Here is a 14,346-nt window from a genome sequence, read left to right as displayed (position 1 = left end):
GAGTACATCGAGGTCTTCTACAACCGCCAGCGGCGGCACTCTTCGCTGGGCTACGTCAGTCCAGTGGATTTTGAGCTTGCGGCCTTACCGCAGAAGTTGGCATCTTAACCCTACTGTCCACGTAACCGGGGCAAGCCCACGATGGCCGGCGCGCCCTCTCCGCCTCCGCTGACTGCACGCTCAAGTTGTGGGACCTGGAGACGAGCTGCCTCCTGGCCACGATAGATGGCCACTCGAACAGTGTGAGCGCCTGCGCGGTGCTGCCCGATGGCCGGCGCGCCCTCTCCGCCTCCGCCGACGGCACGCTCAAGCTGTGGGACCTCCACTCAGGAGAATGCCTACAAACGCTCTACGGGAGCGATGCCTTCCTTGGCCTCGCCACCGCTGAGAATGTCATCTGCGTGGGCGACTCCCTCGGCGATGTCTGGATATTGGAGGCCAATCTCGCGAAGCCCCGCCCCCAGCCCACTACTTCGAAATCCACTATGGACCTAGGTATCATCATCGCACTCAAGGAAGAGTTTCGTGTATTCCGAGAGCTGTTGCCTACGTCCCTCCGCGCCGAGCGAGACGAGAATACGGGCCAGTACGACTACACCTTCGAGCTGCCCGGCTCACCCCACCGCTGCGTCATCTCATTCATCGGCGAAATGAACCCCGAGCCCGCTACGCTCCACACCGAGCGCCTCCTCTCCCGGTGGAACCCCCGCACCGTCGTAATGCTCGGCATCGCCGCAAGCCTCCACCCGGACGTGCGCGTCGGGGACGTTGTCGTCGCCAGCCAAGTCGATAATTACCTCGCCTCGGCCAAGGCCCAGCCCGGAGCGGCTCCGGGCTCACACGAGTTTGCCCTCGGCGGCACTGTGTTCCAGGGCGACCACGACTTTCTCTCCCGCGTCCGCAACCTCGAGTTCGCCGAGCGCGAGGCCTTCCTCTCCTGGAGCCAGCTCTGCCAGGAGGCTCTCACCCAGCACGTTCCCGAGCCGGCCCGCACCGAACTCGTCCGCCAGCGACTCCTCCGCTCCGAGCCCGAACTGCTCGACGTCCACCTCGCCTCCGGGCCCGTTGTCGGCGCTGCACACGAGTTTACCCAGTGGCTCCGCGCGAAGCGAGACCGCAATCTCAAAGCGCTCGACATGGAGTCCGCCGGGCTCATGGCCGCCGCCGTCAAGCGCGTCGAGCCCACGCGCACTCTCGTCATCCGGGGCATCTCCGACTACGGCGACGAGCGCAAGAGTACCTTGGATGCCCTGGGAGAGGGCGCTCTGCGCCGCCAAGCCATGCATAACGCCACCACACTTCTGTGGACCCTGATGCGCTCTGGCGTCATCCCAGGCACTCGGGACTGAACGCAGCGGGCCCCGCTGGCCCTCTGCGAGTAAATCGAGGTCCGCTGGAGAGCCTCATAACTGGGGCAGGCTCATTGTGTCAGGAACTTTTGCCTACCTACTTACGGAGAGGGCGGCGCGATGACCGGCTCAAGGATCATCTGGGGATCCTGACTCGACTGCTTGGGGGTCCCCTGCGCGTTCCTGGCGGACACCGTCAGGGACAGGCCCACGGTGAAGGGCTCGCTGCCGGAGGACAGCGCGTTGGTGACGTTCAGGGTGAGCGCGTCCGAGGCGAACGCCGCGACCGTCACGGTCCCCGCTCCCTCCGGCAACGCCTGGGGTGACGTCGTCTCGCCCTGGGTGAGGGTCACGAAGCCGGTGTTGGAGTCGGAGACCCTGCGCAGCGATGCCGCATCGAGGCTCCAGGAGGCGGGATCGAGCAGCCGGTACGTCACCTGATACTCCTGCCCGCTGAACAGCCGCACCTGGGTGCCGTCCCGGTCCGCATTCTCATTGTCGAAGGACCAGGTGGCGCAGAGGTTGCCATCCACCATCCGCACGCTCACACCGATCTCGATGGACTTGATGTCGTTGGCCATGCGCGTTTGTAGCGCGTCCGCTCCGCCGAGGCCACGGGGAACGGGGGGCGCTCACAACCCGTACAGGTGGTGCTCGCGGGCGTAGTCGAGCACCACGCGCGGCACCAGGTCCGAGGGCAGCTCACCCCGGTTCAGCCGCTCGCGGATGTCGGTGGAGGACACGACGGCCAGCGGCGGCCCCACGGTGCCCTCGGCCGGGTAGCCCGCGCGGTACAGCACCACCACGCGCGCCATGCGCTGGATGCGGTCGAAGTCCTTCCATTGCGGCAGATCCTTGAGGATGTCCGAGCCGATGATCAGCGAGAAGCGGTACTCCGGATGGCGCGCCCGGAGGAAATCCAGCGTGTCCACCGTGCGCCCGTCCTTGCCCACCTCGCTCTCCACCTTCGACGTCTTCATCCAGCCCGCGGCGTCCCGGCACATCAGCTCGCACATGCGCACGCGGTGCTCGAAGGGCGCCGTCGTCTTGCGGAAGGGATGGACGAACGTGGGCATGAGCCACACTTCGTCCACGCCCTGGGTGGCGCGCACGTAGTGGGCCGCCATCAGATGGCCCACGTGCGGCGGGTTGAACGAGCCTCCGAGGAGCGCGACCTGCACGGGGGGCCTCACTTGACGGACAGCTTGTTGCGTCGATCCACCGCCAACGTCCGCGGCTCCAGCACGGTCTTCCCATCCAGCCGGAAGGCCGAGAAGCGCAGATCCTTGTCCACCCGCTCCAGCAGGGCGCACGTCTGTTCCGCGGCCCCCGCCAGCCGGCCCGGCGTGAGGAAGAAGCGCGGGCCAATCTGCACCAGCTTCGGCTCGGACTCCTTGCCGTGGATGAAGATGACCGCGTTGACCAGGTCATCCCGGCTCAGGTCGTTCTTGTCGTAGGTGAGGCAGCACAGCGTGTCGCCCACCATGTCCAGCACCTTCCGGGGGATGCTCGGATCGCGGTACTGGATGGAGTCGCGCTCCGGCGTGCGCAGGAAGTGCTCGCGGACCAGCAGGGGATCCGCATCCATCTCCTTGAGCGCGTCGAACGAGACGGACAGCGAGCGCGGACGCGGCTTCTGCTCGGTGACGGCGAGCCACTTGGCCACGTCCTCGATGAAGTCCGCCCCCGAGTACTCCCGGCCTCCCCGGCTGCGCTCCCGCCGGTCGAGGATCCACTCGTCCAGGTCGGAATACCGGCCGCCGAGGAAGATGAAGCGCTGGGCGCCCTTGGCCCGCAACAGCTCATAGGCCGCGTCGAAAGCGGCCAGGTCCCCATGGCTGTCGGACACGATCCCGATGACGTCTTGGCTCACGACCCTCGAGCGTACAGCAGATGACGCTCCCTCCGCTTGGCGAAGTCCCGGGCCTGGGTGTCGAAGCCCTCCATCAGACGATCCAGCGGCCAACCGGCCTCGATCCCCCGGCGGACCTGGTCCGTGCCACAGAGCAGATCGAAGGCCGGCACGTCGTCCACGAACTCGTAGGCGTCCTCGCGCCAGGCGAACCTGCCGCCCTGGCCCAGCTCGTAGAGGGCCTGGAAGATGGCCAGACCCGTCCGCAGCGGGAGGAAGGCGTGACGGTCGGTGACGTGGATGAAGGCCCCATTGCAGGACTCACCCTTGTACTTGTCGAAGGTAGGGGTGAAGCCCACCGCGCGGAAGGCGACGCCGGGCAGCTTCTCGCGCTCCAGGCGGGCGATCAGCGCGTCCGTCTCCACCCAGGGAGCGCCGAACTGCTCGAAGGGACGGCAGGTGCCGCGGCCCTCGGAGACGTTGGTGCCCTCGCCCTGGCACATGCCCGGGTAGACGAGCGCCGTGTCCGGCGTGGGCATGTTCGGCGAGGGCGAGATGAAGGGCAGCCCCGTGTCGGACCAGAAGTCCTCGCGCCGCCAGCCCTCCATGGGCACCACCGTCAGCTCGCAGCCGAAGCCCTGCTCGTCATTGAAGAGGCGGGCGAGCTCGCCGGCCGTCATGCCGTGCCGGTTGGGAATGGAGTACAGGCCCACGAAGGAGCGGTAGCGCTCGCCCACCAGGTTGCCCTCGATGGTGACGCCGTTGAGCGGGTTGGGCCTGTCCAACACGTAGAAGGGCACCTTGGCCTTGCCCGCGGCCTTCATGGCCAGGGCCATGGTGTAGACGTAGGTGTAGTAGCGGCTGCCCACGTCCTGGATGTCGAAGACGAGCGCGTCCAGGCCCCGCAGCCACTCGGCGCGGGGCGAGAGCGACTCGAAGGTGGAGCCGTAGAGGCTGTGCACGGGGACGCCGGTGCGCCGGTCGCGCGCCTCGCCCACGGCCACCATGTACTGGGCCTCGCCGCGGATGCCGTGCTCGGGGCCGAAGAGCGCCGAGAGCTTCACCCCGGGCGTCTGCGCCAGCAGATCCGCCAGGTGGCGGAAGCGCGAGTCCACGCTGGTGGGGTTGACGATGGCGCCCACCTTCTTGCCCTTCAGCGGCGCGAAGCCCTGCTCCACCCAGACATCCAATCCTGTCTTCACCCGTCTCATGTCGTCCCCCACATTCTCAGCGGCCGAGCCGCTCCAGGGCTTCCTTCGCGGCCTTGCGCGAGTCGCAGCCGAACAGGCCCGAGTCCTCGCCCGGGCCTCCATCATCGGCCAGGTCCTCCAGCTCGCCGCGCGCGGAGGCCAGCCTGAGGTCGCCCACTGCATCCGCGGCACTGACGCGCACGCGGCACTCCGGGTACTCCAACAGCTCGATGAGCCGGTCCTCCGAGTCGCCGTGGCCGGCCTTCACACCGCTCCGGTAGAAACCCACCGCCTGACCGGGTGCATCCAGCGCCTCGGCGAGCTGCCCATGGAGCCAGGCCTTCTCCCCCGGATCCTTCTCCTGGCTGATGAGCTTCTCGGCGTCCTGCACCCGCTTGAGCTTCTCCTTGAGGGAGAACTGCTCCTTGTTGGCGGAGGCCTCGGCCACGGCCTCGATGGCGTTCTCCACCTCGCTGTCCCGCATCACGAAGCCGATGCCGAGCACCAGCGCCAGCACGCCGCCGCCCACCGCCAGCTTGCGCGAGGCGAGCGCGGAGGGACGCGGAACGGCCTTCACCGACTGGAGGACCGTGCGGGTGCGCTCCACGAGCCTGCCGCCGGCGGTGGCCGCGCGCGAGCCCAGGGCCGCCGCGGTGGCGGCCAGATCCGGCCCCACGACGAGCGCCGAACTCGGGATGCGCGAGAGGGCCAGGTTGCCGAAGGGCGGCGCCTCCTGGAGGAACGGTGCCCCGGACCCGGGCGACACGTGCACCACGGTGGGCACCTCCACCCGGTAGGGCGCGTGGGGCACCCGGAAGACGCGGATCTTCCCGGGGATGCCCTTGAGCTCGAAGGCGCCCACCTCCTGCGAGGGCACCTCCGCCTTGTTCATGGCCAGGTAGACGGCCTCGGTGAAGAAGACCGCGCCGGGCTCGGCGATGGACTCCACGCGCGAGGCGATGTTGACGGGCTCGCCGAAGACGTCGTTGGACTCGACCCGCACCTCGCCCACGTTGATGGCCACCCGCACGTCCAGCCGCTCGGCCTCGAGCACGGAGCGGTTGTGCTGCCAGAGCCGGTCCTGGATGGCCATGCCGCTGAGCACGGCCTGGGTGGGCGACTCGAAGGTGACGAGGAAGGCGTCTCCGATGGACTTGATGATGCGCCCGCCAAAGGCCTTGAACACCGGGGTGAGGAGATCATGGTGCACCTTGAGCAGGCGCTGGTTCTCCTCGAGGGTCTGCCGGCTGGTTCGCTCGGTGAAGCCCTGGATGTCGGTGAACACAATGGCGAGGTTGGCGGTCTTCAAAGCGGGCGCAGTGTATGCAGTGGCGCCTTCCACGCAATCACGGAGGGGACGAAAGGTTTCCTACCGGCGCGACGGGCGCAGGGGACGCATCCTCTTGGGGGGAGCGGGCGGCTCCAGGCTCGCTCGCAGCCTCGCCGCCAGCTTCGCGCGCCCCGTGCGCTCGTAGAGGTCCACCAGCCGACGAATGACGAGGGGATTCGTTGGCTGCTCGTCCTTCAAGCGCAGCAACTCCTTCTCCGCGTCCGCCGCCCTGCCCTGCTGCTCGAGGACATGGATGAGCTGGAGACGCACCTGCACCCACTCGGGACGGGAGCGGGCGAGGAAGCGGTAGTGGAGCTCGGCCTTGAGCCAGTCACCCAGGGAGGCCCAGAGGCCGGCGAGCCGGAAACGAGCATCCTCGTAGGACGGACGATAGAAGACGGCCAGTTCATGGGAACGGGCCGCTTTCAGGGGGTGGCCCCGCTCCTCCCACAACAACCCGCGCAGGTAATGGACCCGGGGGTTGTCGGGGGCCACGGCGGCGGCGACGTCGAGGTGGGTCTCCGCCTGATCCAGGTTCCCCCCCAACTTCAGCAGGAGCCGGGCCGCCTCCAACCGGGGGAGGGCCTCGGCGGGCCAGACACGCAGGACGTCCTGGACGGATTGCAGGGCCCCGGCGCTGTCACCCGAGGCCTCCCGGGCCAGGGCCGCTGTCAGGTCCCCGGGAACCGGGGCGTCCATGGCCGCCGCGAGCGTGCCCGCCAACACGAGCCAGAGCATGGCGGGCAGATAGCAGAGCGGGTCTGGCTTTCAAAACCCTACCTTCTTCTTGACGGGCGCCCCGGTGGCGCATGAAACCCATGACCGTGCAGATTGCCCAGAGAACGCTCGAAGACCTTGGATTCGCGGACGTGCTCCGCGCACTGGCCCATCGTTGCCGGACCGAGCCCGGAAGGGAGCGCGCGCTCGCCCGGCCGTTCCTCGATGGCGAGGAGCAGGTGGCGGATGCCCTGGCGCTGATCGCCGAGGCGCGGCAGCTGGCCCAGGAGCAGTTCTCCCTGCCGCTGGGCGGAGTGACGGACCTGCGGGGCGCGCTGGAGCTGGCCTCGAAGGGCGGCCTGTTGGAGCCCCGGCAGCTGATCGCGTCGGCGCAGCTGCTGTTCGCCTTCGTGCGTACCCGGGAGGCGCTGGAGGAGCGGCAGCACGTGGTGCCCCGGCTGGCGGCCATCTCCCGGCGGCTGCCGGTGCTGGAGCAACTGGCGGTGCGCATCGACCGGAGCTTCGAGGCGGATGGGGAGATCTCCGACCGCGCGAGCCCGGAGCTGCGCGAGGCGCGGGATCGCGTGCGCGGCCTGCACCGGCGCATCAAGGGCTGGCTGGAGGAGAAGCTCCGCGACGAGAGCTTCCTGCCGAAGCTGCGGGAGAACTACTACACCATCCGCAACGGGCGGTACGTGGTGCCGGTGGTGTCCAACTACCGGGGCGAGGTGCCGGGCATCGTCCACAACGCGAGCCAGACGGGGCAGACGCTGTTCGTGGAGCCCGAGGGGCTGGTGGGCATGGGCAACGACCTGGCCATTGCCCAGTCGGTGGTGACGGAGGAGGAGCGGCGCATCCTCCAGGAGCTGACGAACCAGCTGGGGCGCGAGTCGGCGAAGGTGCTCGAGGGCATCGCGGCGGTGGCGGAGCTGGACGAGGTGGAGGCGGCGGCGGTGCTGGCCGGAGACCTGCGGGCCCACGCGCCCGAGTTCTCGGGTGTGGAGGAGCTGACGCTGCTGCGGCTGCGTCACCCCCGCCTGGTGCTGCGGGACACCGAGGTGGTGCCCAACGACGTGGAGATGAAGGGCGAGGCGCGGGCGCTGGTGGTGTCCGGTCCCAACGCGGGCGGCAAGACGGTGACGCTGACGGCGGTGGGCCTGTGCGCGCTGATGCTGCGGGCGGGCCTGCCCATTCCGGCGGGCGAGGGCTCGAGGATGCCGCTCTACCGCTCGGTGCACTCGACGGTGGGTGACGCGCAGGATCTGTCTCAGGGCCTGTCCACGTTCAGCGCGCACGTGGTGATGCTGCGCAACATCGCGCTGTCGGTGGGCAGGAACTCGCTGGTGCTGATCGACGAGATCGCCGCGGACACGGATCCGCGCGAGGGCGCGGCCATCGCCATCGCGGTGCTGGAGGAGCTGCTGACGAAGGGGGCGGTGGTGCTGGTGACCACGCACCTGGAGGAGCTCAAGGCGCTGGCGCACCTGGATCCGCGCTTCCTCAACGCGCGAGTGGGCTTCGACGCGAAGAAGATGGCGCCCACGTACAAGCTGCAGCTGGGCGCGGCGGGTGCGTCGTCGGCCATCGAGGTGGCGTCGCGGATGGGGCTGCCGGAGCACATCTGTGCGCGAGCGCGCGACCTGGCGATGAACGCGGGAGGAGCGCTGGCCAAGGCGCTGGCGGCGGCGGAGGAGGACCGGCGCAAGCTGCAGGACGAGCTGGACCGGGCGAAGGTGGCGGCGGAGGAGGCCGAGCGGCTGCGGGCGCAGTTGGAGGAGCAGAAGCAGCAGTTCGAGCGCGAGCGCAAGGCGCGGCTGATGCGCTTCAACGAGGAAGTGGCGGCGGCGAGCGACCAGGCGGCGACGGAGGTGCAGGAGCTGCTGAAGGTGCTGCGGGCGCAGTCCAACGAGAAGGCGGCGGCGGACGCGCGGGCGCAGTTGCTGCAGCGGGCGGAGGAGGCGAACCAGCGGGCCAGGGCGGCGAGGGCGGAGCTGTTCCAGGTGGAGGCCCCGCCTCCCGCGGAGCTGCGGGTGGGCGCGCGGGTGCGGCACGCGGGGTTGAACAAGGACGTGGAAATCCTGGAGCTGCACGGGGAGCAGGTGCTGGTGGCGGCGGGCATCATGAAGATGCGCGTGCCGGTGTCGGAGCTGTCGGGCTCGAGGGCGCCGAAGCCGAAGGAGTCGAAGTTCCCCGAGCGCAACAAGCAGGTGCAGCACCTGCAACGGGCGAAGGCGGCGGCGCCGGAGGCGGTGGAGGCGACGAACTACCGGTGCGACGTGCGCGGCATGAGGGCCGAGGACGCGCTCTCGGAGGTGGAGTCGTTCCTGGACCGGGGGATGAGGAGCGGCGAGGAGTCGGCGCTGATCATCCACGGGCACGGCACCGGAGCGCTGCGGCAGGCGATCCGCGACTACCTGGCGGCCTCGCCGTACATCCGCATGTTCCGTCCGGGAGAGAACCACGAGGGCGGAGACGGCGTCACGGTCGTCGCCCTGAGGGCCTGAGGCAACTCAGTCGAGTGCCTCCCCTCCCCCGTCGAGCGGCAGCTCGAGGATGGCGGTGGCGCCCTTGCCCAGCCCCTCGCTCTGCAAAGCAAGGCTCCCGCCCATGGCCCTCGCGCTCAGGGCGCTGGAGTGCAGGCCCAATCCACGGCCGCCCTCGCGCGTGGTGAAGCCCTGGGAGAACAGCCGCTCGCGGTTCTCCGGGGCGATGCCCACGCCATTGTCCACCACCGAGACGCGCGCCATGCGGTCCACGGCCTCGAGCCGCACGTGCACGTGGCGCTGCCCCTCGGGGAGCGTCTGCATGGCCTTCTTGGCGTTGCTGATGAGGTTGATGAGGATCTGCAGCACCTTGTGCTTGTCCAGACGCACCGGAGGCAACGCGGCGAGCTCCTGGGTGACGGTGACGCCATGGCGCCGGAGCGCGGGCATGAAGATGCGCAGGGCATCCTGGACGAGCTCCGAGAGCTCACACTCCTCGGTGAGGAGGGTGTTGCTGGCGTAGTTCTGTTGGATCTGCACGATGGCGCGGATGTGATCGATGTGCATGCCCATCGCCTCCATGCCCTCGCGCAGCGTGGACTGCTCGCGCAGCAGCTCGTCGGCGAGCACGGAGAGGTAGTCCAGCAGCTGCATGCCCTGGGGATGCCGGGAGAGGAAGTCCGCCAGCGCGTGACGGTGCTTGGCGAGCAGGGTGGTGGCCTGCTTCAACCGCCCCATGCGGGAGGCGTCCACCGTCTGGCGCAGCACCTGGTGGTTGATGACGGCGCTGGTGAGGACGTTGCCCACGTTGTGGAGCACGTTGGCGGCCACCTCGGCCATGCCGGCGGTGCGGGCCGTCTCCATCAACCGCGACTGGGCCTGCTTGAGCTCCCGGGTGCGCTCCTCCACGCGCTGCTCCAGCTCGTCGTTGGCGCGGCGCAGGGCGGTCTCGGCGCGCTGGACGTCGGCGTACAGCCGCGCGTTCTCCACGGAGATGGCGGCCTGTGAGGCCAGGTGGTCGAGCAGGGAGAGGCGGGCCGGCGTGAAGGCATCCGGGGCGAGCTCGTTCTCCAGGTACAGCACGCCACGGAACTCCTCGTGGCGCAGCAGCGGCAGGCAGAGCACCGAGCGGGCCCTGCCGCGCGCGAGCCAGGGATCGGCCGCGAACGGGTGCGGTTGGGAGGCATCGCCGATGAGCACGTGCTCCCGCGTCCGCTTGACGTAGGAGATGAGGGACCAGGGCAGGCGCGGCTCGTCCCCCTCCGCGGCGGAGTCCTCGGAGGTGGTCCCCGAGAGCGCCACGATCTGGAGCGCATCACCGCGCGGCAGCAACAGGGCGCCGCGCTGGGCACCGGCGTTCTCGATGGCGACGCGCAGCAGCGTGGTGGCCATCCGCTCGAGGACGATCTCCCCGGAGATGGCCTGCTGGGCCTTCACCAGGGCGAGGACATCGAGCTGCGTCGACGTCGTATCCGTGCCGGTGTCCTCTTCGCTCCCGGTGGAGGCCAGCAGGGGCCACTCGGCGTCCAGGTGTCTGACCTTCCCGTGGGCGCCCCAGCGCACGTAGGCCTCCCGGGCCTTGCGGGCGTAGGACTCGGCGAGGGTGGGAAGCTCGCGCTCCCGCCAGAAGCGGGCGGCCAGCTCACACGCCAGGGCCGCGTTCTGGACGAAGCCGTGCTCGCGGGCGGACTGGTGGGCCTGCTCGTAGGCACGGAGGGCCTCCCCCTCCTGCCCCGAGAGCCGCGCCAGTTCCGCCGAGACCAGACGCTCGAGGCAGCGGAACGTCGAGGGGCAATGCTCCGCCCACTCCGCGAGCTGCCGCTGGTGAGCGCGGATGGCCTCGAGGGCCTGTGGCCGCCGTCCGGGAGCCATGGACCCGTAGCAGGCGGCGAGGCTCAGCGCGCGGAAGAAGTGCAGCTCCAGGCTCGGGAGCAGACCCAGGCAGGCCCAGCGCAGCTCGAAGGACCTGTCCACGGCCTCGAGCGCCTCCGGGAACGCCCCGCGCAGGAAGCGGGACTGCGCCTGGGTGAGCCAGTACCAGCACTGCGTGGTGCTCTGGTTGGAGGGCAGCCCGGCCTCGAAGGCCGCCTCGTCGAACCCCTCCCCGCTCAGCGAGTCGGACGAGGGCGTGAGCCCGCGCAGCTGCTGCACGTAGCGCTGCGTGAAGTGGATGGTATCCCTCACACCCACGAAGCCCGCCTTGCTCACGAAGTCCAGACGGGCGATCGACTCCTGGTAGACCTCCTCCAGGGGGAACCCCAACGTGAGGCGGTTGGTGACGAGGTGACAGGAGGAGAAGCAGGCGATCTGGATGTCACTGGCCTGGAGCGCGTGCTGGAAGGCCTTCTGGGCCAGCTCGAGCGAGAGGGCGAGGGGCTCGGTCCAGCAGTTGGCCAGCTTCAGGGTGTGGAGCGCCTTGCCGCGAAGGGCGGCCAGGTCGTACCGCTCCACGAGCGCATGGGCGAGCTGGCAGAAGGCCTGGCCCTCCCGGTACTTCTTGAAGGTGTGGCCCACCATCACCCCGAACCAGGAGTATCCATGGACGGAGGCGGGGGTGTGGCCGTGGCGCAGACTCAGCGAGACCATCCGGCAGAGATGGAGGAGGAGCAGCGAGGGGCTCAGGAAGAACGCCGGCGCGAACAGGGCGCCGAGGACGTTCATCATCGCCTCCATGTCCGGATCATCCACCAGGGGCCGCTCGATGAGACTCGCGATGGGCCGATCCCCCAGCAGGGCCCACACTTCCGCGTTGGCCATCTCCACCTCCTCCCAGGCGGGGAAGGGCTGCATCGGCATGCCCATCCGCTCCAGGCACTCCAGCAGGCAGGTGACGGCCGTCAGGTGCTCATTGGCGATGAGGTGCAACTCACTCTTCAGCCGGCAGACGCCCGCCAGCTCCGGGAAGGTGCGTGCCCGGGGGAGGAGCTCGTCCACCAGCCGGCGGGCCTCGGCGGCGTTGCCGCTCATGAACTCGCAACCCGCCTGTCCCAGCCGGACCTCGAAGGCCAGCGCGGGCTCCAGCGCCCAGGGGTCCTCGGACAGGTGCTGGAAGGCCGCGGCGAAGTAGGCCGCGGCCGAGCGGAACGCGGTGGAGCTCCGCGCCTTCCGGCCCGCCTCGGCATTCAGTCGCGCGGCGCGGCGGCGCTCCTCGGGCTCGTGGATCAGCTCCGCCCCGGCGTTGAGCTGGCCCACCACGTCGAAGAGCTTCTCGTGCACCTGCTCCGGGGACAGGCTCGCCAGCATCAGCCGGCCGATGCGCAGGTGGACGGACTTGCGCTCCTCTTCGGGGATGAGCGCATGGGCCGCCTGCTGGATGCGATCATGGAGGAACCGGTACTGCTCCGGGCCGCCGCGCACCAGCAGGCCCTCCTGGAAGGCGGCCTCCAGGCTCCGCTCCACCGAGCCCGGCACGGACTGGTCGGAGAGGATGGCGAGCATTCCGGCGGAGAAGGTGTTCCCCACGCACGCCGCCAGCCGCAGCAGGTGCTGGGTCACCAGGGGGAGCTGGCGCAGCTTGCCCACCATGAAGCCGACGACGTTGTCCGAGTAGCCCCTGGCCCGGACGCCCTCCGCGTCCCAGCGCCACGAGCCCTGGGGCGTGCGCGCCAGCAGGCCATCCTGGTGGAGCGTCCGCATGAACTGCAGGATGAAGAAGGGGTTGCCCCCGGTCTTCTCGTGCACGAGCGCCGAGAGCGGTTGGACGAGCCCGCCGTCCGCCCCGGGCAGCGTATCGGCGACGAGCTGCTGGAGCTCCTCCATGCGCAGCGGCTCGAGCTGGAGCTCCGCGAGCTGCGCGCCGGCCTTGCGAAGCTCCTCCAACAGGCACACCAGCGGGTGCGAGGGGCTGACCTCGTTGTCGCGGTAGGCCCCGATGAGCAGCAGCGGCGGCGTCTCCGGGTGCGTGAGCAGGTGTTTGATGAGCCGCAGGCTGGCCCCATCCGCCCACTGGAGATCATCCAGGAAGAGGACCAGCGGGTGCTCCAGGGTGGCGAACACGCCGAGGAACGCGCGGAACACCCGGTGGAAGCGGTGCTGCGCCTCGGAGGCGGGGACCTCCAGCACCGCCGGCTGTCTGCCCGCGATGAGCTCGAGCTGGGGCACCACGTCCACCAGGAGCTGGCCTTCCCTCCCCCAGGCCTCCTGGAGGCGCTCGCGCCACGCCTCCAGCTCCGCGTCGGTGCCCGACAGCAGTTGCTGCGTCAGACCGCGGATGGCCTGCGCCAGGGTGGCGTAGGGGATGTCCTGCTGGAATTGATCGAACTTCCCGCTCAGGAAGAAGCCGCGCCGTTGCACCACCGGCTTGTGCAGCTCGTGCACCACCGAGGACTTGCCGATACCGGAGTAGCCACGCACCAGCATGAGCTCGGACCGGCCGCCCCGGGCCACCCGCTCGAAGCCCTGGAGCAGGGCCGCGGCGTGCGAGGCCCGCCCGTAGAGCCGCTGCGGAAGCTGGAAGCGGCTGGGGAAGTCGTGCACCCCGAGCGGGAAGTCCCCGTGCTCGCCCCGGAGCAGGCCCTCCTGGCACCGCTCGAGGTCGGCCTTCAGTCCGTCGGCGCTCTGGTAGCGCTCCTCGGCGACCTTGGCCAGCAGCTTCATCACGATGGCGGACAGCGCCGGAGGCAGGCCCGGGATACGCTCCAGCGGAGACGGGGGCACCAGGGCGAGATGAGCGTGGAACCACTCGAGCGCATCCCGCCCGTGGAAGGGACGGCTGCCCGTGAGCAGCTCGTAGAGCGTGACGCCCAGGGAATAGAAGTCGGTGCGGTAGTCCACCGAGCGGTTCATGCGCCCCGTCTGCTCCGGGGACATGTAGGCCAGCGTGCCCTCGAGCAGGGGGGCGGGAGAGGCCTCCACGTGCTCGACGAGGTGGAGGGTGGCGGTGCCGAAGTCGAGCAGGCACGCCGTCCCGGTGGGCGTGAGGATGATGTTGGAGGGCTTGATGTCCTTGTGGATGACGCCGCGGCGGTGCATCTCCGCCAGGGTCGAGGCCAGGGAGAGGGCCAGCTTCAGGACGCGGGCGGGCTCGAGCGGCGTGCCGGTGAGCTCGGACAGGGCGGTGCCTTCCAGGGGCTCCAGGAGGAGCACCGGACGCTCGTGGATGCGTTCACACGCGTGGGGACGGGTGACGCCTCCCACGTCCCGCAGACGCTGGAGGATGGAGAACTCCCGCTGGTAGCGCTCGCTCTCGCGGGCGCCCGGGCAGGAGACCCTGGGCGTCTTGAGGATGAGCGGCAGCCCATCCGCGTCGCGCACCGCATGGAACAGCAGATTCGACCCGGTGGCCTTGATGGCCCCACGGAGCGTGTAGCCGCGAATGTGCAACATGCGTGGAAGAGCCCCCCGGCCCGGCCCCGAGAGTCTGCTCCCGGGGCCTCCCGCGAGGATACCGAAGAGCGATGGGGCGAAGGAACACCCCGCCCCCCTC

10 protein-coding genes are annotated in these 14,346 nt (G+C 69.6%); 3 read left to right on the top strand and 7 right to left on the bottom strand.

The window, feature by feature from the left end:
* A partial coding sequence (locus VFZ09_RS29200) for an IS3 family transposase (protein WP_329730923.1) occupies positions 1-108 on the top strand: 108 nt, incomplete at its 5' end.
* Between the two features lie 77 nt (positions 109-185).
* Positions 186-1,349: a hypothetical protein gene (locus VFZ09_RS29195; protein WP_329730973.1), complete on the top strand. Its 1,164-nt coding sequence runs from the start codon at positions 186-188 to the stop codon at positions 1,347-1,349.
* Between the two features lie 101 nt (positions 1,350-1,450).
* Here VFZ09_RS29195 and VFZ09_RS29190 read toward each other — a convergent pair whose 3' ends face one another.
* Genes VFZ09_RS29190 through VFZ09_RS29165 form a run of 6 tightly spaced genes read right to left on the bottom strand, consistent with a single transcriptional unit; the run spans position 1,451 to position 6,459 of the window.
* Positions 1,451-1,930, bottom strand: a complete 480-nt coding sequence (locus VFZ09_RS29190) for a hypothetical protein (protein ID WP_329730972.1) — start codon at positions 1,928-1,930, stop codon at positions 1,451-1,453.
* Positions 1,931-1,981: 51 nt separating this feature from the next.
* Positions 1,982-2,542, bottom strand: a complete 561-nt coding sequence (gene nadD / locus VFZ09_RS29185) for a nicotinate (nicotinamide) nucleotide adenylyltransferase (RefSeq protein ID WP_329730971.1) — start codon at positions 2,540-2,542, stop codon at positions 1,982-1,984.
* Positions 2,539-3,222, bottom strand: coding sequence for a hypothetical protein (locus tag VFZ09_RS29180; RefSeq protein ID WP_329730970.1), 684 nt, complete (start codon positions 3,220-3,222; stop codon positions 2,539-2,541). Before VFZ09_RS29180 ends, nadD begins: the two co-directional genes overlap by 4 nt.
* The gene (locus VFZ09_RS29175) at positions 3,219-4,412 is read right to left on the bottom strand and encodes a DUF1343 domain-containing protein (protein WP_329730969.1); all 1,194 of its coding nucleotides are present in this window, start codon (positions 4,410-4,412) and stop codon (positions 3,219-3,221) included. The genes VFZ09_RS29180 and VFZ09_RS29175 overlap by 4 nt, the downstream gene beginning before the upstream one ends.
* A gap of 16 nt (positions 4,413-4,428) precedes the next feature.
* On the bottom strand, positions 4,429-5,700 hold the full coding sequence (locus VFZ09_RS29170; protein ID WP_329730968.1) for an adenylate/guanylate cyclase domain-containing protein: 1,272 nt from the start codon (positions 5,698-5,700) through the stop codon (positions 4,429-4,431).
* A 60-nt stretch (positions 5,701-5,760) separates the two neighbouring features.
* Complete coding sequence (locus VFZ09_RS29165) at positions 5,761-6,459, bottom strand: tetratricopeptide repeat protein (RefSeq protein WP_329730967.1); 699 nt, start codon at positions 6,457-6,459, stop codon at positions 5,761-5,763.
* Positions 6,460-6,539: 80 nt separating this feature from the next.
* Between VFZ09_RS29165 and VFZ09_RS29160 the strand changes: the two genes are divergently transcribed.
* A complete protein-coding gene (locus VFZ09_RS29160; RefSeq protein ID WP_329730976.1) occupies positions 6,540-8,942 on the top strand; it encodes an endonuclease MutS2 in 2,403 nt (800 codons plus the stop codon).
* Between the two features lie 6 nt (positions 8,943-8,948).
* On the opposite strand, the gene VFZ09_RS29155 is transcribed toward VFZ09_RS29160, so the two are convergent.
* Complete coding sequence (locus VFZ09_RS29155) at positions 8,949-14,246, bottom strand: trifunctional serine/threonine-protein kinase/ATP-binding protein/sensor histidine kinase (protein ID WP_329730966.1); 5,298 nt, start codon at positions 14,244-14,246, stop codon at positions 8,949-8,951.
* Positions 14,247-14,346 lie beyond the last annotated feature (100 nt).

The sequence above is a fragment of the Archangium sp. genome, from assembly GCF_036277355.1.
GTDB lineage: Bacteria > Myxococcota > Myxococcia > Myxococcales > Myxococcaceae > Archangium.
Note: the sequence above shows the minus strand (reverse complement) of the source record. Positions and strands in the feature narration are given on the sequence as shown.